16 protein-coding genes and 4 tRNA genes are annotated in these 20,691 nt (G+C 60.6%); all 20 read right to left on the bottom strand.

Annotated elements, in window-relative coordinates; genetic code table 11:
• Window positions 1-6: 6 nt before the first annotated feature.
• The 20 genes from rplC to KUV72_RS15830 all read right to left on the bottom strand — a co-directional run bounded on the left by rplC (window position 7) and on the right by KUV72_RS15830 (window position 20,574).
• On the bottom strand, window positions 7-645 hold the full coding sequence (gene rplC / locus KUV72_RS15925) for a 50S ribosomal protein L3 (protein WP_206944207.1): 639 nt from the start codon (window positions 643-645) through the stop codon (window positions 7-9).
• A 154-nt stretch (window positions 646-799) separates the two neighbouring features.
• Window positions 800-1,111: a 30S ribosomal protein S10 gene (gene rpsJ / locus KUV72_RS15920; RefSeq protein WP_089848256.1), complete on the bottom strand. Its 312-nt coding sequence runs from the start codon at window positions 1,109-1,111 to the stop codon at window positions 800-802.
• Window positions 1,112-1,271: 160 nt separating this feature from the next.
• Window positions 1,272-2,465 carry an elongation factor Tu gene (gene tuf, locus KUV72_RS15915; RefSeq protein ID WP_206944210.1) on the bottom strand — a complete coding sequence of 398 codons (1,194 nt, stop codon included), beginning with the start codon at window positions 2,463-2,465 and terminating at the stop codon, window positions 1,272-1,274.
• A 28-nt stretch (window positions 2,466-2,493) separates the two neighbouring features.
• On the bottom strand, window positions 2,494-4,614 hold the full coding sequence (fusA, locus tag KUV72_RS15910) for an elongation factor G (RefSeq protein ID WP_206944212.1): 2,121 nt from the start codon (window positions 4,612-4,614) through the stop codon (window positions 2,494-2,496).
• Between the two features lie 30 nt (window positions 4,615-4,644).
• Window positions 4,645-5,115, bottom strand: coding sequence for a 30S ribosomal protein S7 (gene rpsG / locus KUV72_RS15905; protein ID WP_023007554.1), 471 nt, complete (start codon window positions 5,113-5,115; stop codon window positions 4,645-4,647).
• Between the two features lie 110 nt (window positions 5,116-5,225).
• Window positions 5,226-5,600 carry a 30S ribosomal protein S12 gene (gene rpsL, locus KUV72_RS15900; RefSeq protein ID WP_206944213.1) on the bottom strand — a complete coding sequence of 125 codons (375 nt, stop codon included), beginning with the start codon at window positions 5,598-5,600 and terminating at the stop codon, window positions 5,226-5,228.
• A gap of 147 nt (window positions 5,601-5,747) precedes the next feature.
• Complete coding sequence (gene rpoC, locus KUV72_RS15895) at window positions 5,748-9,965, bottom strand: DNA-directed RNA polymerase subunit beta' (RefSeq protein ID WP_206944214.1); 4,218 nt, start codon at window positions 9,963-9,965, stop codon at window positions 5,748-5,750.
• 85 nt (window positions 9,966-10,050) lie between these two features.
• Window positions 10,051-14,130 carry a DNA-directed RNA polymerase subunit beta gene (rpoB, locus tag KUV72_RS15890; RefSeq protein WP_206944215.1) on the bottom strand — a complete coding sequence of 1,360 codons (4,080 nt, stop codon included), beginning with the start codon at window positions 14,128-14,130 and terminating at the stop codon, window positions 10,051-10,053.
• A gap of 237 nt (window positions 14,131-14,367) precedes the next feature.
• Window positions 14,368-14,742: a 50S ribosomal protein L7/L12 gene (gene rplL, locus KUV72_RS15885; protein WP_206944216.1), complete on the bottom strand. Its 375-nt coding sequence runs from the start codon at window positions 14,740-14,742 to the stop codon at window positions 14,368-14,370.
• A 74-nt stretch (window positions 14,743-14,816) separates the two neighbouring features.
• On the bottom strand, window positions 14,817-15,320 hold the full coding sequence (gene rplJ / locus KUV72_RS15880) for a 50S ribosomal protein L10 (protein ID WP_206944217.1): 504 nt from the start codon (window positions 15,318-15,320) through the stop codon (window positions 14,817-14,819).
• Between the two features lie 262 nt (window positions 15,321-15,582).
• The gene (gene rplA / locus KUV72_RS15875; RefSeq protein WP_206944218.1) at window positions 15,583-16,275 is read right to left on the bottom strand and encodes a 50S ribosomal protein L1; all 693 of its coding nucleotides are present in this window, start codon (window positions 16,273-16,275) and stop codon (window positions 15,583-15,585) included.
• A gap of 2 nt (window positions 16,276-16,277) precedes the next feature.
• Window positions 16,278-16,709 (bottom strand): 50S ribosomal protein L11, encoded by a 432-nt coding sequence (gene rplK / locus KUV72_RS15870; protein WP_206944219.1) that lies wholly within the window; start codon window positions 16,707-16,709, stop codon window positions 16,278-16,280.
• Window positions 16,710-16,849: 140 nt separating this feature from the next.
• Complete coding sequence (gene nusG / locus KUV72_RS15865) at window positions 16,850-17,383, bottom strand: transcription termination/antitermination protein NusG (RefSeq protein WP_206944220.1); 534 nt, start codon at window positions 17,381-17,383, stop codon at window positions 16,850-16,852.
• An 8-nt stretch (window positions 17,384-17,391) separates the two neighbouring features.
• A complete protein-coding gene (secE, locus tag KUV72_RS15860; RefSeq protein ID WP_206944221.1) occupies window positions 17,392-17,760 on the bottom strand; it encodes a preprotein translocase subunit SecE in 369 nt (122 codons plus the stop codon).
• Between the two features lie 72 nt (window positions 17,761-17,832).
• Window positions 17,833-17,908, bottom strand: a tRNA-Trp gene (locus KUV72_RS15855).
• Window positions 17,909-18,052: 144 nt separating this feature from the next.
• Window positions 18,053-18,127: transfer RNA gene (locus tag KUV72_RS15850), tRNA-Thr, on the bottom strand.
• A 39-nt stretch (window positions 18,128-18,166) separates the two neighbouring features.
• Window positions 18,167-18,240, bottom strand: a tRNA-Gly gene (locus KUV72_RS15845).
• A 110-nt stretch (window positions 18,241-18,350) separates the two neighbouring features.
• Window positions 18,351-18,434 (bottom strand) — tRNA-Tyr (locus KUV72_RS15840).
• Window positions 18,435-18,754: 320 nt separating this feature from the next.
• Complete coding sequence (locus KUV72_RS15835) at window positions 18,755-19,594, bottom strand: type III pantothenate kinase (protein ID WP_206944222.1); 840 nt, start codon at window positions 19,592-19,594, stop codon at window positions 18,755-18,757.
• On the bottom strand, window positions 19,591-20,574 hold the full coding sequence (locus KUV72_RS15830; RefSeq protein WP_206944223.1) for a biotin--[acetyl-CoA-carboxylase] ligase: 984 nt from the start codon (window positions 20,572-20,574) through the stop codon (window positions 19,591-19,593). Before KUV72_RS15830 ends, KUV72_RS15835 begins: the two co-directional genes overlap by 4 nt.
• Between the last annotated feature and the right edge of the window lie 117 nt (window positions 20,575-20,691).

The following is a 20,691-nucleotide window of genomic DNA, read 5'->3' as shown; positions in this document are numbered from 1 at the left end:
TCCCCTTCAGCCAGCTTTGACGGCGCTGCGCACGATGACATCACTGCCAGTAGCGCCAGGAACGGCACCTTTGATCAGCAGCAAGTTGCGCTCGGCATCGACACGGACGATTTCCAGGCTCTGAACGGTGCAACGTGCGTTGCCCATCTGGCCGGCCATCTTCTTGCCCTTGAATACGCGACCCGGGGTCTGGCACATGCCGATAGAACCGGGGGCACGGTGGGACAGAGAGTTACCGTGGCTGTTGTCCTGGGTACGGAAGTTCCAGCGCTTAACAGCGCCCTGGAAGCCCTTACCCTTGGAAGTGCCGGTCACGTCAACGCTTTGACCAGCTTCGAAGAGGGATACGGTGAGTTCGCCGCCCACTTCAGGAGCGTCTTCGCCTTCAGTCAGACGAAACTCCATCAGAGAACGACCAGCCTCAACACCTGCCTTGGCGTACAGGCCAGCTTGGGCCTTGGACAGATGCTTGGCTTTGCGGGAGCCGGTTGTCACCTGAACCGCAGCGTAGCCGTCGGATTCGACAGACTTCACGCAGGTCACGCGGTTGGGCTCAACCTCGATAACGGTCACGGGCACAGATGCGCCGTCTTCGGTAAAGACACGGGTCATACCGGCCTTTCTACCGACCAAACCGATAGTCATGCTTAGTCTCCTATAGTGTACGGGGCTATCACCCGCTATGGCTGCCCTTTCCAGAGCATTCCACTAGCACGTTGTGTAACGCCATCCCGGCGTGGCGGCTGCTGAACCTCATCTTTCACATCGAGGGACGCTGGGCCGCGAGTGTCTAGTGATATCAGTCGAGCTTGATCTGCACGTCCACGCCAGCGGCGAGGTCGAGCTTCATCAGGGCGTCGACAGTCTTCTCGGTCGGCTCAACGATGTCGAGCACACGCTTGTGGGTACGAATCTCGTACTGATCACGGGCGTCCTTGTTCACGTGCGGGGAAACCAGCACAGTGTAACGCTCGCGATTAGTCGGCAGAGGAATCGGACCACGAACCTGGGCGCCGGTACGCTTGGCGGTATCAACGATTTCCGCAGCGGACTGGTCGATCAGGCGATGGTCGAAAGCCTTCAACCGAATGCGAATCTTCTGGTTCTGCATTTGCCCTAACTCCAATGGAACTTGACGGCGCGAGCCGTCAACCCACGCATTCAAAGGATGCGCATTATATGCGCCACGCCACCGAGAGTCAAACCCTCAATGACGATGCGCAGAAAAGGGGGCTCCTTGCGGAGCCCCCTTCGGTGATCACCGGTCTAACTTAGACCAGGATCTTGGCCACGACGCCAGCGCCGACGGTACGGCCGCCTTCGCGGATAGCGAAGCGCAGACCTTCGTCCATGGCGATCGGAGCGATCAGGTTGACAGTCATCTGGACGTTGTCGCCCGGCATAACCATCTCAACGCCTTCCGGCAGTTCACAGGTACCAGTGATGTCAGTGGTACGGAAGTAGAACTGCGGACGGTAGCCTTTGAAGAACGGAGTGTGACGACCACCTTCGTCCTTGCTCAGCACGTACACTTCCGCCTCGAACTGAGTGTGCGGAGTGATGGTGCCCGGCTTGGCCAGAACCTGACCACGCTCGACTTCGTCACGCTTGGTACCACGCAGCAGGGCACCGACGTTCTCGCCTGCACGACCTTCGTCGAGCAGCTTACGGAACATCTCGACACCGGTAACGGTAGTCTTGGTGGTGTCCTTGATACCAACGATCTCGATCTCTTCGCCCGGCTTGACGATGCCGCGCTCAACACGACCGGTCACAACGGTACCGCGACCAGAGATGGAGAACACGTCTTCGATCGGCATCAGGAACGGCTGGTCGACAGCACGCTCCGGCTCAGGGATGTAAGCATCCAGGGCCTTGATCAGGTTGGCAACGGCGGTAGTACCCATGCCGTTGTCGTCCTTGCCTTCCAGAGCCATCAGGGCAGAGCCGGTGATGATCGGAGTGTCGTCGCCCGGGAAGTCGTACTCGGACAGAAGTTCACGAACTTCCATCTCGACCAGCTCGAGCAGCTCTTCGTCGTCGACCATGTCGGCCTTGTTCAGGAACACGACGATGAACGGAACGCCAACCTGGCGAGACAGCAGGATGTGCTCGCGAGTCTGCGGCATGGGGCCGTCAGCGGCGGAACAGACCAGGATAGCGCCGTCCATCTGGGCAGCACCGGTGATCATGTTCTTGACGTAGTCAGCGTGTCCCGGGCAGTCGACGTGAGCGTAGTGACGCTCCTCGGACTGATACTCGACGTGAGAGGTCGCGATGGTGATACCACGCTCACGCTCTTCCGGAGCGTTGTCGATGGTGTCGAACTCGCGCCAGTCACCGCCGAATACCTCGGCAGAAACGCGGGTCAGGGCCGCCGTCAGGGTAGTCTTACCGTGGTCGACGTGACCGATGGTGCCGACGTTGACGTGCGGTTTGGAACGTTCGAATTTTTCCTTAGCCACTGCTATGACCTCTTTCGTTAGCTAACGGTTAACCGTTCTGGTTGATGACGGCTTCAACGACGCTGGACGGCGCCTCTTCGTAGTCCGCAAACTCCATGGTGTAGCTTGCGCGGCCCTGGGTCTGAGAGCGCAGATCGGTTGCGTAACCGAACATCTCAGCCAGCGGCACGGTGGCGCGAATGACCTTACCAGAGGAAGAGTCATCCATACCCTGGACCAGGCCCCGACGGCGGTTCAGGTCGCCCATGACGTCACCCATGAATTCTTCAGGGGTCACGACCTCGACCTTCATCACCGGCTCGAGCAGAACTGCCTTGGCCTTGGGTGCGCCTTGCTTGATCGCCATGGAAGAGGCGACCTTGAACGCGGTCTCGTTGGAGTCCACGTCATGGTAGGAACCGTCGAACAGCGTCACCTTAACGTCGATCATCGGGTAGCCCGCGATGACACCGTTCTGGAGCTGCTCATAGGCCCCTTTCTCGACGGCCGGTACGTATTCCTTGGGAACCACACCGCCGACGATCTCGGAAGCGAACTTGAAGTGCATATCTTCGTCGTCGCCCTTGTCTTCGGCCGTCAACGGCTCGATACGCAGGTGTACGTGACCGTACTGACCGCGACCACCGGACTGACGAACGAACTTGCCTTCCTGCTCGACGCTCTGACGAATCGTCTCGCGATAGGCCACCTGCGGCTTACCGATGTTGGCTTCCACCTTGAACTCGCGACGCATGCGGTCAACGATGATGTCCAGGTGAAGCTCACCCATGCCGGAGATGATGGTCTGGCCAGTCTCTTCGTCGGTCTTGACCTGGAAGGACGGATCTTCCTGGGCCAGCTTGCCCAGTGCAATACCCATCTTTTCCTGGTCAGCCTTGGACTTAGGCTCGACCGCGACAGAGATAACCGGATCCGGGAACTCCATGCGCTCGAGAACGATCTTGTCGTTCAGGTCGCACAGGGTGTCACCGGTGGTCACGTCCTTCAGGCCGATACAGGCGGCGATGTCGCCAGCCAGAACTTCCTTGATCTCCTCGCGAGAGTTGGAGTGCATCTGGACGATACGACCGACGCGCTCCTTCTTCTGCTTGACGGAGTTGTAGACGCTGTCACCGGACTTCAGCACGCCAGAGTAGACGCGAATGAAGGTCAGGGTACCAACGAAGGGGTCGGTCGCGATCTTGAACGCCAGCGCAGCGAACGGAGCGCTGTCGTCGGCTTCACGAGTCGCGATGGTGCCGTCCTTGTCGTCCAGCTCACCTTCGATCGCCTTGACCTCGGTGGGAGACGGCATGTACTCGATGACGCCATCGAGAACGGCCTGAACACCCTTGTTCTTGAACGCAGAACCACAGGTGACCAGCACGATCTCGTTGTCGAGAGTACGACGACGCAGACCAGCCTTGATCTCGTCGATGGTCAGCTCGCCCTCTTCGAGGTACTTCTCCATCAGTTCTTCGGACGCCTCGGCGGCGGCCTCGACCATCTGCTCGCGATACTCTTCAGCGGTCTCCTGGAGCTCCGCCGGGATATCAACGAGGTCGTAGTTCATCCCGAAGTTGTCTTCATCCCACAGGATGGCCTTCATCTGGATGAGGTCGATAACGCCCTTGAACTCGTCCTCGGAGCCCCAGTTGATCTGGATCGGCACGACGTTGGCGCCAAGACGATCCTTCAGCTGGTTGACGACCATGAAGAAGTCAGCGCCGCTACGGTCCATCTTGTTGACGAACACCATGCGCGGAACTTCGTACTTGTTGGCCTGGCGCCAGACGGTCTCGGTCTGCGGCTGCACACCGGAGGAGCCACACAGCACGACGACGGCACCGTCAAGAACACGCAGGGAACGCTCGACTTCGATGGTGAAGTCAACGTGTCCAGGAGTGTCGATGATGTTGATGCGGTGCTCATCGAACTGCTTGTTCATGCCCTGCCAGAAGCAGGTAGTCGCCGCGGAGGTGATAGTGATACCACGCTCCTGCTCCTGCTCCATCCAGTCCATGGTGGCAGCGCCCTCATGGACCTCACCGACCTTGTGGGACAGACCGGTATAGAACAGGACACGCTCGGTAGTAGTCGTCTTACCGGCGTCGACGTGGGCCACGATACCGATATTGCGGTAACGCTTAAGCGGAGTCTTGCGAGCCACGATGTAACTCCCGTTGGTTGGCGATGCGCTTTAGAAGCGGTAGTGAGAGAAGGCCTTGTTGGCTTCTGCCATGCGATGCACGTCTTCACGCTTCTTGACTGCCGAACCCTTGCCTTCGGCTGCATCCAGCATTTCGCCAGCCAGACGCTGCACCATGGTCTTCTCGCCACGACGGCGAGCGGCGTCCACCAGCCAGCGCATGGCAAGCGCCTGGCGGCGGGACGGACGGACTTCGACCGGCACCTGATAGGTCGCACCGCCAACGCGGCGAGACTTCACCTCGACCATCGGCTGGATCGTTTCCAGCGCCTTGTCGAAGATCTCCAGCGGCTCTTCATTGGAACGCTCGGCAACCCTGTCCAGCGCACCATAGACGATACGCTCAGCTACGGACTTCTTGCCGCTGATCATCAGGTGGTTCATGAACTTGGCCAGACGCTCGGATCCGAACTTAGGATCCGGCAGAATCTCGCGCTTGGCCGCAACTCTTCTTCTAGGCATGATAAGCCCTCGGTTGAAGGGTCCTTCAGGTAAACCCGAGACACGCGATAGGCGGCTCGACCTTACTCTTATCAGACCGGGTCAATCTGGTAATGGAAGCGACGTAGCCCTTAGGACTTCGGACGCTTGGTACCGTACTTGGAACGGCCCTGCTTACGGTTCTGGACACCGGAGGTGTCGAGAGCGCCGCGAACGGTGTGATAACGCACACCCGGAAGGTCCTTTACTCGACCGCCACGGATCAGGACCACGGAGTGCTCCTGCAGATTGTGGCCTTCACCGCCGATGTAAGAGGACACCTCGTAGCCGTTGGTCAGGCGCACACGGCAGACCTTCCGCAGTGCGGAGTTCGGCTTCTTCGGGGTGGTGGTGTAGACGCGGGTACAGACGCCGCGCTTCTGCGGGCAGGCCTGAAGCGCAGGCACGTCGGTCTTCGCGGCCTGGCGCTTGCGCGGCTTGCGCACGAGCTGATTAATCGTTGCCATAGCTGTTAGCTGACTCCAATGGGTTGCCTAAGCCTTTTCACAGTGGCGCGGATACACCCACCCCACTGTTAAAGGCTGCGCATTCTACTGGCTGATGCCAAGGCGCGTCAAGCCCGGAGCCGCAAAGGCTCCAGGCTTATGCCGACATCAGATCTCGTCGTCGTCCGAGTCCAGCGCGGTAAGCTGGGCACCCAGCTCCTGCTCGACATCGTACGCAGACGGCTGAAGCAGTCGCTCGGCGTCTTCACGCTTGCGGCGACGCTCCTCGTGATGGGTCAGACCGGTACCGGCCGGGATCAGACGTCCCACCACCACGTTTTCCTTCAGGCCGCGCAGATAGTCGCGCTTGCCGGTTACCGCCGCCTCGGTCAGCACGCGGGTTGTCTCCTGGAAGGAGGCCGCAGAGATGAACGACTCGGTGGCCAGGCTGGCCTTGGTGATACCCAGCAGCAGGCGCTGGTACTTGGCCTGGAACTTGTCCTTCGTCTGGAGCTCGCCATTTTGCTCCAGCACGCGGACCAGCTCGACCTGATCACCCGGGATGAAGTCGGAATCACCAGCATCAGTGATTTCGACCTTGCGCAGCATCTGACGCACGATCACTTCGATGTGCTTGTCGTTGATGCCAACGCCCTGCAGACGATAGACGTCCTGAACTTCGGCCACGATGTACTTGGCCAGTTCGGCGATGCCGAGCAGGCGCAGGATGTCATGGGGGTTGCTCGGGCCGTCCGAGATCACCTCACCCTTCTCGACCGACTCACCCTCGAAGACGGCAATCTGACGCCACTTGGGAATCAGCATCTCGAAAGGATCGCCTTCGGACGGGGTGATCGTCAGGCGACGCTTACCCTTGGTTTCCTTGCCGAAGCTGATCACACCGCTGATTTCGGCCAGGATCGCCGGCTCTTTCGGCTTACGCGCTTCGAACAGGTCGGCCACGCGCGGCAGACCACCGGTGATGTCCTTGTTACCGGACGCTTCCACCGGGATACGAGCGACGATTTCACCAACGCCGATGGCTGAGCCATTGTCGACGGTGACGATGGCGTTACCGGGCAGCGGATACTGCACGGGCGTATCGCTACCGGTCACGGTCACCGGCTTGCCGCCAGCGTCATTGAGCATGATCATCGGGCGCTTGTCGCGACCTGCCATCGGGCGAGCGGCGGACTCGATAATTTCGATCGAGGACAGGCCGGTCATCTCATCGACGCTGCGGTGCATGGTCAGGCCTTCGTCCATGTCGACGTAGTGCACCTGACCTTCTGCCTCGGCCACGATCGGGTGAGTGTGCGGATCCCACTTGGCCACTGACTGGCCGGCATCCACTGCATCACCGTCACGTACCGACAGCTCAGCACCGTAGGGCAGCTTGTAGTACTCGCGCTCACGACCGTGCTCATCGGCTACCGCCAGGGCACTGGAGCGAGACACCACCACCAGCTTGCCGTCGGCGCGCTCAACATACTTGATGTTGTGCAGGCGGACCTTGCCACCGTGCTTGACCTGAACGCTGTCCACCGCAGAGGCCCGCGAGGCGGCACCACCGATGTGGAAGGTACGCATGGTCAGCTGGGTACCAGGCTCACCGATGGACTGGGCGGCGATAACGCCGACCGACTCACCGATATTGACCTGATGACCGCGGGCCAGGTCACGACCGTAGCAGGAAGAACACACACCGTGACTGGTTTCACAGGTGATGGTGCTGCGCACGATGATCTCGTCGACGCCCATGGTATCGAGCTGGGCACACCAGGCCTCGTCCAACAGGGTGCCGCGCGGGATCAGCACTTCGTCGGTGCTCGGGTCGATGACGTCCTGGGCGACCACGCGGCCGAGTACACGCTGAGCCAGCGAGACGATGATGTCACCGCCTTCGATGACCGGGTGCAGGGTCAGGCCGTGCTCGGTACCACAGTCGGTCTCGGTGATGACCATGTCCTGCGCCACGTCGACCAGACGGCGTGTCAGGTAACCGGAGTTGGCCGTCTTGAGGGCCGTATCCGCCAGACCTTTACGTGCACCGTGGGTCGAGATGAAGTACTGCAGTACGTTCAGACCTTCACGGAAGTTGGCGACGATCGGGGTCTCGATGATCGAGCCGTCCGGCTTGGCCATCAGGCCACGCATACCCGCCAGCTGGCGGATCTGGGCGGCACTACCACGGGCACCGGAGTCGGCCATGATGAAGACGCTGTTGAAGGAGTCCTGTTCGACTTCCTTGCCTTCACGATCGACCACGGTCTCCTTGGAGATGCCCGCCATCATGGCCTTGGCCACCTGGTCGTTGGCACGCGCCCAGATATCGATGACCTTGTTGTACTTCTCGCCCGCGGTCACCAGACCGGAGGAGAACTGGTCCTCGATTTCCTTGACCTCTTCCTCAGCCGCCTCGACGATCTCGGCCTTGGCGTCCGGGATGACGAAGTCGTTGACGCCGATGGAGGCGCCGGACCAGGTCGCCAGACGGAAACCGGTGTACATCAGCTGGTCAGCAAAGATGACCGCTGCCTTGAGACCGGCACGGCGATACACTTCGTTGATCAGCTTGGAGATGGCCTTCTTCTTCATGGCCTGATCGACCAGGTCGAAGGGCACCCCTTCCGGCAGAATGCGGAACAGCAGCGCACGACCGACCGTGGTGTCACGCAGGCGACGGTGCTCGCTGCGCTCGCCGGTCTCCTCGTCGACATCCACTTCGTCCAGACGAACCTTGACGCGGGCGTGCAGCGATACACTCTGGGTGCCGAAGGCGCGCTCGACCTCGTTGAGGTCGGAGAACACCATGCCCTCGCCCTTGGCGTTGATGCGCTCACGGGTCATGTAGTACAGACCCAACACCACGTCCTGGGAAGGCACGATGATCGGCTCGCCGTTGGCCGGCGACAGCACGTTGTTGGTGGCCATCATCAGCGCACGCGCCTCGAGCTGGGCTTCCAGCGTCAGCGGTACGTGAACGGCCATCTGGTCACCGTCAAAGTCGGCGTTGTAGGCAGCACACACCAGCGGGTGGAGCTGGATCGCCTTACCTTCGATCAGCAGCGGCTCGAAGGCCTGGATGCCGAGACGGTGCAGGGTCGGCGCACGGTTCAGCAGCACCGGGTGCTCGCGAATGACGTCAGCGAGGATGTCCCACACTTCCGGCAGCTCGCGCTCGACCATCTTCTTGGCGGCCTTGATGGTGGACGCCTGGCCGCTTGCCTGCAGCTTGGAGTAGATGAACGGCTTGAACAGCTCCAGCGCCATCTTCTTGGGCAGACCGCACTGGTGCAGACGCAGGGTCGGACCCACGGTGATAACGGAACGACCGGAGTAGTCGACACGCTTACCCAGCAGGTTCTGACGGAAACGCCCCTGCTTACCCTTGATCATGTCGGCCAGCGACTTGAGCGGGCGCTTGTTGGAACCGGTGATGGCGCGACCGCGACGACCGTTGTCGAGCAGCGCATCCACGGACTCCTGCAGCATGCGCTTCTCGTTGCGCACGATGATGTCCGGCGCGTTAAGGTCGAGCAGACGCTTCAGGCGGTTGTTACGGTTGATCACGCGACGGTACAGATCGTTCAGATCCGAGGTCGCGAAGCGACCACCGTCCAGCGGCACCAGCGGACGCAGGTCCGGGGGCAGGACAGGCAGCACTTCCATCACCATCCACGCCGGGTCGTTGCCAGAGCCCTGGAAGGCTTCGAGCAGCTTGAGGCGCTTGGACAGTTTCTTGATCTTGGTCTCGGAATTGGTCTGCGGAATCTCTTCACGCAGGCGCTCGATCTCTTCCTCGAGATCGATATCCTTGAGCATGGCCTGGACGGCTTCGGCACCCATGCGGGCATCGAAGTCATCGCCGAATTCCTCGAGGGCCTCGAAATACTGCTCGTCGTTGAGCAGCTGGCCACGCTCGAGGGTGGTCATGCCGGGATCGACGACCATGAAGCTCTCGAAATAGAGCACACGCTCGATGTCACGCAGGGTCATGTCCATCAGCATGCCGATACGCGACGGCAGTGACTTCAAGAACCAGATGTGCGCGACTGGGCTTGCCAGCTCGATGTGCCCCATGCGCTCGCGACGCACGGCGGCCTTGGTGACTTCAACGCCACACTTTTCGCAGATGATGCCGCGGTGCTTCATGCGCTTGTACTTGCCGCACAGGCACTCGTAGTCCTTCACCGGGCCAAAGATCTTGGCACAGAACAGGCCATCACGCTCGGGCTTGAACGTCCGATAGTTGATGGTCTCCGGCTTCTTGACCTCGCCAAAGGACCAGGAGCGGATCATGTCCGGCGACGCGAGCGTAATCTTGATCGCATCGAACTCGTCGGACTGAGACTGCGATTTGAGGACTTTCACCAAATCTTTCATTAGGTCGGCTCCGTTGCGGAGTTGTCATGGGCGGGGGCTTGCGCCCCCGCGGACCGTCATTCATTGAAGCGCCTTTCGGGCCGCCTCAGCTCTCCAGTTCGATATCGATGCCCAGCGAGCGGATTTCCTTCACGAGTACGTTGAAGGATTCCGGCATGCCCGCCTGCATGGTGTGGTCGCCATCCACGATGCTCTTGTACATCTTGGTACGACCTTCCACGTCATCGGACTTGACCGTGAGCATTTCCTGCAGAGTGTAAGCGGCGCCGTAGGCCTCCAGGGCCCAGACCTCCATCTCACCAAAGCGCTGACCACCGAACTGCGCCTTGCCGCCCAGCGGCTGCTGGGTGACCAGCGAGTAGGAGCCGGTGGAACGCGCGTGCATCTTGTCGTCGACCAGGTGGTTGAGCTTGAGCATGTACATGTAGCCCACGGTCACCGGACGATCGAACGACTCACCGGTACGCCCGTCATACAGCGTCATCTGACCAGAATCCGGCAGGTCGGCCAGCTTCAGCAGGTGCTTGATCTCGTGCTCCTTGGCACCGTCGAACACCGGCGTCGCCATCGGCACGCCCTTCTTCAGGTTCTTGGCCAGCGCGATGACCTCGTCATCGGTCAGCGACTCGATCTCTTCGACGCGGGTGCCCTGGGTGGAGTTGTACACCTGCCCCAGGAACTCGCGCAGCTGGCCGAGCTGTTGCTCGCGAGCGTCACGCAGCATGTGCTCGATCTTCACACCAAGCCCACGGGCAGCCATACCCAGGTGGGTCTCGAGGATCTGACCAACGTTCATACGCGACGGTACACCCAGCGGGTTCAGCACGACGTCGATCGGCTCACCGTTATCGTCGAACGGCATGTCCTCGATCGGCATGATGGCCGAGATGACACCCTTGTTACCGTGACGGCCGGCCATCTTGTCACCCGGCTGCAGACGACGCTTGATGGCCAGGTAGACCTTGACGATCTTGAGCACGCCCGGCGCCAGGTCATCGCCCTGAGTCAGCTTGCGCTTCTTGTCTTCAAAGCGCTCGTCCATTTCCTTGCGACGGTTCTCGAGCTGCTCGTCGGCCTGGGCCAGCAGTTCATTGAGCTTCTCGTCCTGCATGCGCAGCTTGAACCACTGCTGACGCGGGAGCTCCTCGAGATAGGCGTCGGACAGCACGTCGCCCTTGGACAGACGCGGACCACCGTTGACCGGCTGACCAGACAGCGTGCGCTTGAGACGCTCGAAGGTGGCATCTTCCGCGATGCGGTAGGTTTCCTGAAGGTCCTTGCGCACTTCGTCGAGCTGCATCTGCTCGATGGACAGCGCACGGGAGTCCTTCTCGACGCCGTCGCGGGTGAACACCTGAACGTCGATGACGGTACCCTTCATGCCGGTGGGGGCACGCAGGGAGGTGTCCTTAACGTCGGACGCCTTCTCACCAAAGATGGCACGCAGCAGCTTCTCTTCCGGAGTCAGCTGGGTTTCACCCTTGGGGGTGACCTTACCGACCAGGATATCGCCTGCACCCACCTCGGCACCGATGTACACGACGCCGGCTTCATCCAGCTTGCCGAGTGCCGACTCACCGACGTTGGGGATATCGGAAGTAATTTCTTCCGGCCCCAGCTTGGTGTCGCGCGACACACAGGTCAGCTCCTGGATGTGGATGGTAGTGAAACGGTCTTCCTGGACGACCCGCTCGGACAGCAGGATGGAGTCCTCGAAGTTGTAGCCGTTCCAGGGCATGAAGGCGATGCGCATGTTCTGGCCAAGCGCCAGATCACCCATGTCGACAGACGGACCGTCGGCCAGGATGTCACCGCGTGCCACGTTGTCACCAGGACGCACGATCGGGCGCTGGTTCTGACAGGTGTTCTGGTTCGAGCGCAGGTACTTGGTCAGGTTGTAGATATCGACGCCGGCTTCACCGCCGATGATCTCATCTTCATTGACCCGCACCACGATGCGCTTGGCGTCGACCGAGTCGATCACGCCGCCACGACGAGCCACGGCACAGACGCCGGAGTCACGGGCGACGAAGCGCTCCATGCCGGTACCGACCAGCGGCTTGTCGGCACGCAGGGTGGGCACCGCCTGACGCTGCATGTTCGCACCCATCAGGGCGCGGTTAGCATCATCGTGCTCAAGGAACGGGATCAGCGCCGCTGCCACAGAGACGACCTGACGCGGAGACACGTCCATCAGCGTCACTTGCTCAGGACGCATGAAGGTGGTTTCACCGCGGTGACGGACCTGGACCAGGTCGTCGACCAGCTTGTTGTCACCGTTGACGGTGGCAGACGCCTGGGCGATGACGAAGTCACCTTCCTCGATGGCCGACAGGTGGACCACGTCGTCGGTGACCACACCGTCCACGACCTTACGGTACGGGGTCTCGAGGAAACCGTAGCTGTTGGTGTGACTGTAGGTCGCCAGCGAGTTGATCAGACCGATGTTCGGACCTTCAGGGGTCTCGATCGGGCACAGACGGCCGTAGTGAGTCGCGTGAACGTCACGCACCTCGAAGCCTGCGCGCTCACGGGTCAGACCACCCGGGCCGAGAGCGGACACACGACGCTTGTGGGTCACCTCGGACAGCGGGTTGTTCTGGTCCATGAACTGGGACAGCTGGGAGGAGCCAAAGAACTCCTTCACCGCAGCGGCCACCGGCTTGGCATTGATCAGGTCCTGGGGCATCAGGCCTTCGCTTTCGGCCATGGACAGACGCTCCTTGACCGCACGCTCGACGCGCACCAGGCCAACACGGAACTGGTTTTCTGCCATTTCACCGACGCAGCGAATACGACGGTTACCCAGGTGGTCGATATCATCGACGTCGCCGAAGCCGTTACGGATGTTGATCAACTCGCGCAGCACATCCAGGATGTCAGCACGGTCAAGCACACCGGAACCGGTGTCGGACTCACGACGCAGACGACGGTTGAACTTCATGCGACCGACGCCGGACAGGTCGTAACGGTCTTCAGTGAAGAACAGGTTGTTGAACAGCGTCTCGGCGGCTTCCTTGGTGGGCGGCTCGCCAGGACGCATCATGCGGTAGATTTCCACCAACGCCTCGAGCTGCGAGCCGGTGGTATCCAGCTTCAGCGTGTCGGAGACGAAGGGACCGCAGTCCAGATCGTTGGTATAGAGCGTTTCGATGGTAGTAATGCCGGCCTGCCCGAGGCCTTCCAGAATTTCTGGAGTGATCTCGGTGTTGCAGGGGCAGATCAGCTCACCCGTGGCCGGATTGATCTGATCCTTGGCCAGGGTCTTGCCGAACAGGTAATCCATCGGCACTTCAAGACGCTCAAGGCCAGCCTTCTCCAGCTGACGAATGTGCTTCTGAGTAACACGACGACCTTCCTCGACGATGACCTCACCGTCGGCACCCTTGATGTCAAAGGTGGCCGTTTCGCCGCGCAGACGCGACGGCACCAGCTCCACAGAGAAGCCAGACTTCTCGATGTGGAAGGTGCTGGTGTCGAAGAACTCGTCGAGAATCTCTTCGGCACTCATGCCCAGCGCGCGCAGCAGAACAGACGCCGGCAGCTTGCGGCGACGGTCAATACGCACGAAGACGTTGTCCTTCGGATCAAACTCGAAGTCCAGCCAGGAGCCGCGGTAAGGAATCACGCGTGCAGAGTACAGAAGCTTGCCGGAGCTATGGCTCTTGCCCTTGTCGTGATCAAAGAACACGCCGGGACTACGGTGCAGCTGGGACACGATGACCCGCTCGGTACCATTCACGACAAAGGTACCGTTCTCGGTCATCAGGGGGATTTCCCCCATGTAGACTTCCTGCTCCTTGATGTCCTTGATGGCCTTGTTCGACGACTCTTTGTCGTAGATGATCAGGCGGACCTTGACACGCAGGGGAGCGGAATAGGTGACACCGCGCAGCTGGCATTCCTTGACGTCGAACGCCGGAGTGCCGAAGCGGTAGCTCACGTACTCGAGCGCGGCGTTGCCGGAGAAGCTCTCGATCGGGAACACGGACTTGAAGGCGGCGTGCAGGCCTACCTCCATGCGCTCCTCAGGGGAGCGGTCCTGCTGGAGAAAGTCGTAGTAGGAATCAAGCTGGATGGCCAGCAGGTAAGGCACATCCATCACTTGGGGCAGTTTGCCGAAATCCTTGCGGATGCGTTTTTTCTCAGTGTATGAGTAAGCCATCTGTATTCCCCAGCTTGTTCACCATGGGTGACCGATGCGTGTCGGCGCCACCCGACGGACGGTCTCCGTCAGGCGCTGACGGCAAGTCCTCGGAATGAGTGACTCGCCGTCGGAATTCTGCAAGCTACATGACCGATGTTGGACAGGCAGCTAGTGACAACAGAAAAAGGCCGGTAGCGGGCGTCCCGCCACCAGCCGTGGAAGCTTACGCAGCGCGTGAAGCCATGGGCACAAGGATTACTTGAGCTCCACGGAAGCGCCGGCTTCTTCCAACTTCTTCTTGGCTTCTTCTGCGTCGTCTTTGCTCATCGCTTCCTTGATGGTCGCCGGAGCACCGTCGACGGCGCCCTTGGCTTCCTTCAGGCCAAGACCAGTGATCTCGCGGACGGCCTTGATGACGTTCACTTTCTTGTCGCCAGCAGAGGTCAGCACCAGGTCGAACTCGGTCTGCTCTTCGGCAGCACCGGCGTCGCCGCCAGCACCCGGGCCAGCCACAACAGCGGCGGCAGCGCTAACGCCGAACTTCTCTTCCATCGCTTCGATCAGCTCGACAACTTCCATCACGGACATGTCGGAGACGGCGTTGATGATATCTTCTTTGGTCAGTGCCATTGTCTAGATTCCTAACTTTGCGGGCGTCCCGGTTTTCCGAGAACGCGTGGATCGTGGTCGGTCGACAGGGAGCCTTAAGCGGCTTCTTCCTGCTTCTGGTCGCGCAGCGCAGCGAGGGTACGAACCAGCTTGCCGGCAGAAGCTTCCTTCATGACGGACATCAGCTTGGCGATCGCCTCATCGTACGTCGGCAGAGTTGCCAGACGGTCGATATCGCTTGCCGGGATCAGCTCACCTTCATAGGCCAGCGCCTTGACTTCGAAGTTCTTCTCATCCTTAGCGAACTCCTTGAACAGACGGGCGGCAGCGCCCGGGTGCTCATTGGAGAAGGCCAGCATGGTCGGACCTACGAAAGACTCTGACAGGCACTCCCAGGGAGTACCGGCCAGGGCGCGGCGTGCCAGGGTGTTACGCACAACGCGCACCTGGACGCCATTCTCGCGAGCCTGCTTGCGCAGTTCGGTCATCTTGTGGACCGCGACGCCGCGAGAGTCGGCAACTACGACGGAGAGTGCATCCTTGGCGACTTCACTGACCTCGGCAACAATTGCCTTCTTGCCTTCGAGTGCTAGTGCCACTGTGATCACTCCTTCGTGCCGGAACCCGAGGGCTCCGGTGGTTACCATCTCCCCTTCTCGATAACTCAAAGAAGAGGGGCTTCTTGGATGGTGCTCACCAGATGCCTGGCGGCAACACCATCTGCGCAGGTGCCCTGAGGGCGATTAAGCCGCATTCAACCCGAGGGTCAGACGGCGGCGCCTGCGGTCTTTGACGGTGCCCCGCCGGCCGGGTGATTCACCCGGCACGGGGACCGCAAAGTGTCTTGCCTGTTGTGTCGCATCACACCAGCGCGGAGTGATCGACAGTCAGACCCGGGCCCATGGTAGTGGACAGGGTCATCTTCTTGAAGTACACGCCCTTGGAAGTGCTCGGCTTGAGCTTCTTCAGGTCGGCGATCAGCGCATCCAGGTTGCCTTTGATGGCGTCGGCGTCGAAATCGACCTTGCCCAGGGTAGCGTGGATGATGCCGTTCTTGTCGGTACGGAAGCGCACCTGACCGGCCTTGGCGTTCTTGACGGCGGTAGCAACGTCAGGAGTCACAGTACCGACCTTGGGGTTCGGCATCAGGCCGCGCGGACCCAGGATCTGACCCAGCTGACCGACCACACGCATGGCGTCAGGAGAAGCGATGACCACGTCGAAGTCGAGCTGGCCTTTCTTGACCTGCTCGGCCAGGTCGTCCATACCGACGATGTCGGCACCGGCTTCCTTGGCGGCTTCTTCGTTGGCACCCTGGGTAAAGACGGCAACGCGCACGTCCTTGCCAGTACCGTTAGGCATCACGGTCGCACCGCGAACCACCTGGTCAGATTTACGCGGATCAACACCCAGGTTGATAGCGACGTCCAGGGATTCCTTGAACTTGACGGTGGACAGCTCGGAGAGCAGTGCCACGGCCTCGTCGACAGAGTAAGCCTTGTTGGCGTCAACCTTGTCGCGAATCTGCTTTGCGCGCTTGGTAAGCTTAGCCATGATCAGAGACCCTCCACGTTGAGGCCCATGCTACGGGCGCTACCAGCAATGGTACGCACCGCGGCGTCGAGATCAGCAGCCGTCAGATCCGGCTCCTTGGTCTTGGCGATCTCTTCGAGCTGCTCACGGGTCACGGTACCGACCTTCTTCTTGTTCGGCTCGCCAGAGCCGGACTTGATGCCAGCAGCCTTCTTCAGCAGCACCGCAGCGGGCGGCGTCTTGGTGACGAAGGTGAAGCTGCGGTCGGAGTAGACGGTGATGACCACGGGAGTCGGGAGACCCGGCTCGATGTTCTGCGTCTCAGCGTTGAACGCCTTACAGAACTCCATGATGTTGACACCGTGCTGACCCAGCGCGGGACCCACGGGGGGACTCGGATTGGCTTTACCGGCTGCAACCTGCAGCTTGATGTAAGCCTGTACTTTCTTGGCCATGATGGACTCCAGTTGGGTAATAGCGCCTTGCGGCTCCCCGGACAAAACGGCCGCCTGATTCCAGGCGACCCCTACTGACTACAGGCGGACAGCACACCGCGGCGGGCCTGCCTAGACAGACCCACCGCGCGCTGTTCGCCTTACTCCTTCTCGACCTGGGAAAATTCCAGCTCGACCGGAGTCGCACGCCCGAAGATCAGCACACTGACCTGCAGACGGCTCTTGTCATAATTGACCTCTTCGACCACGCCATTGAAGTCGGCAAAGGGCCCGTCGATAACGCGGACAGACTGCCCAGGCTCGAACATGGTCTTGGGCCGCGGCTTTTCCGCACCATCTCTCACACGACTAAGGATGGCATCAGCTTCACGCTGAGTGATCGGCGCCGGCTTTTCCTTGGTACCGCCAATGAACCCCATGACTCGCGGAGTCTCATTGACCAGGTGCCAGGTCTCGTCAACCATTTCCATCTCGACCAGGACGTAGCCGGGATAGAACTTGCGCTCACTCTTGCGGCGCTTGCCGTCGCGCATCTCGACGACTTCCTCGGTCGGCACCAGAATCTCACCGAAGCGATCTTCCATGCCATGCATCTTCACACGCTCGATCAGCGAGCGCATGACGTGCTTCTCGAAGCCGGAGTAGGCGTGGACGACGTACCAACGCTTGGACATGAAGACTCCTAACCGATGACGCCGGACATCGCCCAGCTGAGCAGCGTGTCGATCAACCAGAGCAGCAGCCCGACTACCAGCACAGCCACCAGCACAATGGCAGTGGTCTGAATGGTCTCAGGGCGCGTCGGCCAGACGACACGTTGAATTTCCTTTCTGGCGCTACGAGCAAGCTCGACCAGCTCACGCCCCTTGGTGGTCATCAGCGCCACCAGAGCGGCAACGACAGACAGGGCGACAACGCCCAGGACACGATACAGAAGCGGCTGGTCGGCAAAATAGGTGTTGCCAACAACGGCCAGCACCAGAAGAACGACGACAACCGCCCACTTGAGCCCGTCGTGGCGCGACTCCTGCACCTCGGCGTTATGCTTCATGAAAACGAGACTCCTCAGGGCGCGGCAATCGAAACACGAAAGTATATAAAAAACTGCCAGCCTGGGGAAGACTGGCAGGCCAGGAGGGAATCGAACCCCCAACCTGCGGTTTTGGAGACCGCTGCTCTGCCAATTGAGCTACTGGCCTGTACTCGATGCAAACCACCCTTTGCGGGCAGCCTCTGCAACAGCGGGCGCCATGATAGCGAAGCAACGCTTGCCTGGCAACCCCTACTCCACCCTGCAGACGCGATGGAGAAAGAAAAAGCGAGCCAAGGCTCGCTTTTCTATATGGAGCTCATGGACGGATTTGAACCGTCGACCTCACCCTTACCAAGGGTGTGCTCTACCCCTGAGCTACATGAGCGCACTCTTTGGCGCAACACACACGGCACACGCCGAAATCTGGAGCGGGCAGCGGGGATCGAACCCGCATCATCAGCTTGGAAGGCTGAGGTTCTACCATTGAACTATGCCCGCATCATGACCCAAGGTCATTCTTGCTGAAACATGCTCATCGAACCCGACCAGCCTGGCAGCGTCCGACCGCCTGCTCCGCTTCGACCACCCAAGGGTAATCGAAAAAAATCTGGTGGAGGGGGAAGGATTCGAACCTTCGAAGCTTTCGCGGCAGATTTACAGTCTGCTCCCTTTGGCCACTCGGGAACCCCTCCAACTGGCGACGTATTTTATCGCCTCACCCCAAGATGTCAAGTGGCTGTTTTAAAAAGAATCCGTTACTCTAGATTCTTTTTCACCTTCTCGACACAGGACAGCGGCCTCGCCGCCTGCCTTGGAACGCGGCGCATTGTGTCAAAGCCCAACGAATAACGCAAGGCCCTCAACGCTTTTTTCGCTCGGACACCACATCCTTCTCGCCTGTTGGCGTGGGATGAAAGGACTCTCGACTTCCCCGAGCGGCTCCCCGACCTGGGCGACAGCCGCCCCACGCATCGTCGCTGAGCACACCAGGGGCCCGCGGCTCCCGGCCTTGTCACAGCAGCATCGAGAAGGCTAATCCGGCACGAATCTTTTCCAGCGCCACTGGCGCAGGCGGCACTGGGGCGCCAGCCATCTTGCCAGCACGCTCTGCTGCGGTGAGCGGAAAGCACGCCTCGAGTCCCGCATAGACCATATCTGGCCAAATGGCGTGGGGCACCTGGATACCCCTCGAGACGACTCGGGCATCCCCTCCCGTGACCAGCATCGGCAGGGCAACCCCTTCGCGATCGCACACTTCACTGTAAATCCGGTTGACGGCACTCACAGCCGCCATATAAATCCCGTGATTCACGGCCTCCACTGTGCGCCGGCCTGGCGCCAGCAGCTCGTCCGCCTCGCTGTCCGGATCGATGGCCACGTTACGTGTGCCGAGTTTCAGGCTTTCCTTCATGAGACGAAGCCCAGGGAGTATATAGCCCCCAAGATGACGCCCCCCAGGCAGCACGAAATCCACCGTGATGGCACTACCACAGTCCACCGTGCAGCTGGCTCCCGCCAGTTGATAACCGGCCAGGACCCCCATCCAGCGATCCACGCCCAATCGTCCGGGTTCGTGGTAGCCGTTGGTGACCCCAAGGGCTTCACGACAGGAACGTGCCACGTGGACGGAGCGTACCCTGTCCTTCAGCAACGATTCCGTCTGGGCCAGCACCGAACGACGCGCCACACTGGAAATCCGCACGGTCTCGACCACGTCGAGATCCGGGATGTCCGCTCCAGGCTTCCACTCCTCCCGGGTCCATACCGCACCGCGCGAGCGTATCTCGCTGCTATCAGCATCCTTGAGGCGCCATTTGGACAGAGTATTGCCGATATCCAGGTCAAGAATCATGGGCGCGCTCGCACGCTGATCTCTCCTCCGACAAGGCGCTCATCCTGCTCATCCTTGCGCACCCAGAGATTGCCGTTGTCATCCACTTCTCCCGCCCGGGCGAGCTCCCGGCGCTCGCCCCTGATGATCTCGATATCCCAGCCAGCAAAGGCGTGGCGCGCGTTCCACTCGTCTTTCCAGGCCGCAAACCCGTTCTCCTCAAAGCCTGCCAGCATGGTCAACAAGCCGTCCAGCAGCTCTGCCGCCATGACGTTGCGGGAAAGCCCTGGCGCCTGATCATGTACACAGGCGACCGGCTGATCGATGCGCGCCCGGAAGCTATCAGGCAGATCCACGTTGATTCCCATCCCCAGCACTACCTCACAGGGGCCCGCGGCATCTCCGCTCATTTCCACCAGGATGCCGGCCAACTTGCCAAAGCCACCCTGGCCATCGGGAAGCAGTACGTCATTCGGCCACTTCAAGGCGGGATTCAAGCCGTGGCGCTCCAGCATCTGGGCCAGCACCACGCCGATCGCCAGACTGAGCCCTTCCAGCGCCGCAACGCCGGCGTCAAAGCGCCAGCCCACGGAACACATCAGGGTACGCCCCCAGGGGGTCGTCCAGATCCGGCCACGCCGTCCGCGCCCCGCAGACTGCTGCTCGACCAGGCAAGCCTCGCCATGCCCAGCGCCCTGACGAAAGCGCTCGCGCAGAAACTCGTTACTGGATGGAAGGGTGTCTTCCACGAACAGGCGAGCGAGGTGCTGACGCGAGTCACGGGACAGCGCCGCCACCACCGCCGGTCCTTCAAGCAGTTCCAACGGCTCTGCCAGGCGATACCCCTGCCCTTTCACCGCTTGCATGGGAATGCCAAGATCCTCGAGCTTGCGCAGCTGCTTCCACACCGCCGCTCGGGACACCCCCAGCTTCTCGCCCAGCTGCTGTCCAGAGTGAAACTCGCCATCACTCAACAGCCGGATCAGCTCACCAATGGTCATTCCTCGCCCCTTACGCGGGAAAAGGGCATAGTCTATCGAAAGACAGCTTGCGCCGGAAATGCGCGCGCATTCCGGCTCACGCTTGAGCAGACGCGGCTCTCGGTCGCCTTCCTAGGA

The sequence above is a fragment of the Halomonas sp. DP4Y7-1 genome, from assembly GCF_019800705.1.
GTDB classification, from domain to species: domain Bacteria; phylum Pseudomonadota; class Gammaproteobacteria; order Pseudomonadales; family Halomonadaceae; genus Halomonas; species Halomonas litopenaei_A.
This window is presented reverse-complemented; position numbering and strand designations above follow the sequence as displayed.

Excerpts from the sequence above, each read along its gene's own strand:
- rpoB (WP_206944215.1), bottom strand. The coding sequence starts at position 14,130 with ATGGCTTACTCATACACTGAGAAAAAACGCATCCGCAAGGATTTCGGC.
- rplA (WP_206944218.1), bottom strand. The coding sequence starts at position 16,275 with ATGGCTAAGCTTACCAAGCGCGCAAAGCAGATTCGCGACAAGGTTGAC.
- rplL (WP_206944216.1), bottom strand. The coding sequence starts at position 14,742 with ATGGCACTGACCAAAGAAGATATCATCAACGCCGTCTCCGACATGTCC.
- secE (WP_206944221.1), bottom strand. The coding sequence starts at position 17,760 with ATGAAGCATAACGCCGAGGTGCAGGAGTCGCGCCACGACGGGCTCAAG.
- rpsL (WP_206944213.1), bottom strand. The coding sequence starts at position 5,600 with ATGGCAACGATTAATCAGCTCGTGCGCAAGCCGCGCAAGCGCCAGGCC.
- rplC (WP_206944207.1), bottom strand. The coding sequence starts at position 645 with ATGACTATCGGTTTGGTCGGTAGAAAGGCCGGTATGACCCGTGTCTTT.
- nusG (WP_206944220.1), bottom strand. The coding sequence starts at position 17,383 with ATGTCCAAGCGTTGGTACGTCGTCCACGCCTACTCCGGCTTCGAGAAG.
- rpsJ (WP_089848256.1), bottom strand. The coding sequence starts at position 1,111 with ATGCAGAACCAGAAGATTCGCATTCGGTTGAAGGCTTTCGACCATCGC.
- rplK (WP_206944219.1), bottom strand. The coding sequence starts at position 16,709 with ATGGCCAAGAAAGTACAGGCTTACATCAAGCTGCAGGTTGCAGCCGGT.
- rpoC (WP_206944214.1), bottom strand. The coding sequence starts at position 9,965 with ATGAAAGATTTGGTGAAAGTCCTCAAATCGCAGTCTCAGTCCGACGAG.
- rpsG (WP_023007554.1), bottom strand. The coding sequence starts at position 5,115 with ATGCCTAGAAGAAGAGTTGCGGCCAAGCGCGAGATTCTGCCGGATCCT.
- KUV72_RS15835 (WP_206944222.1), bottom strand. The coding sequence starts at position 19,594 with ATGATTCTTGACCTGGATATCGGCAATACTCTGTCCAAATGGCGCCTC.
- KUV72_RS15830 (WP_206944223.1), bottom strand. The coding sequence starts at position 20,574 with ATGACCATTGGTGAGCTGATCCGGCTGTTGAGTGATGGCGAGTTTCAC.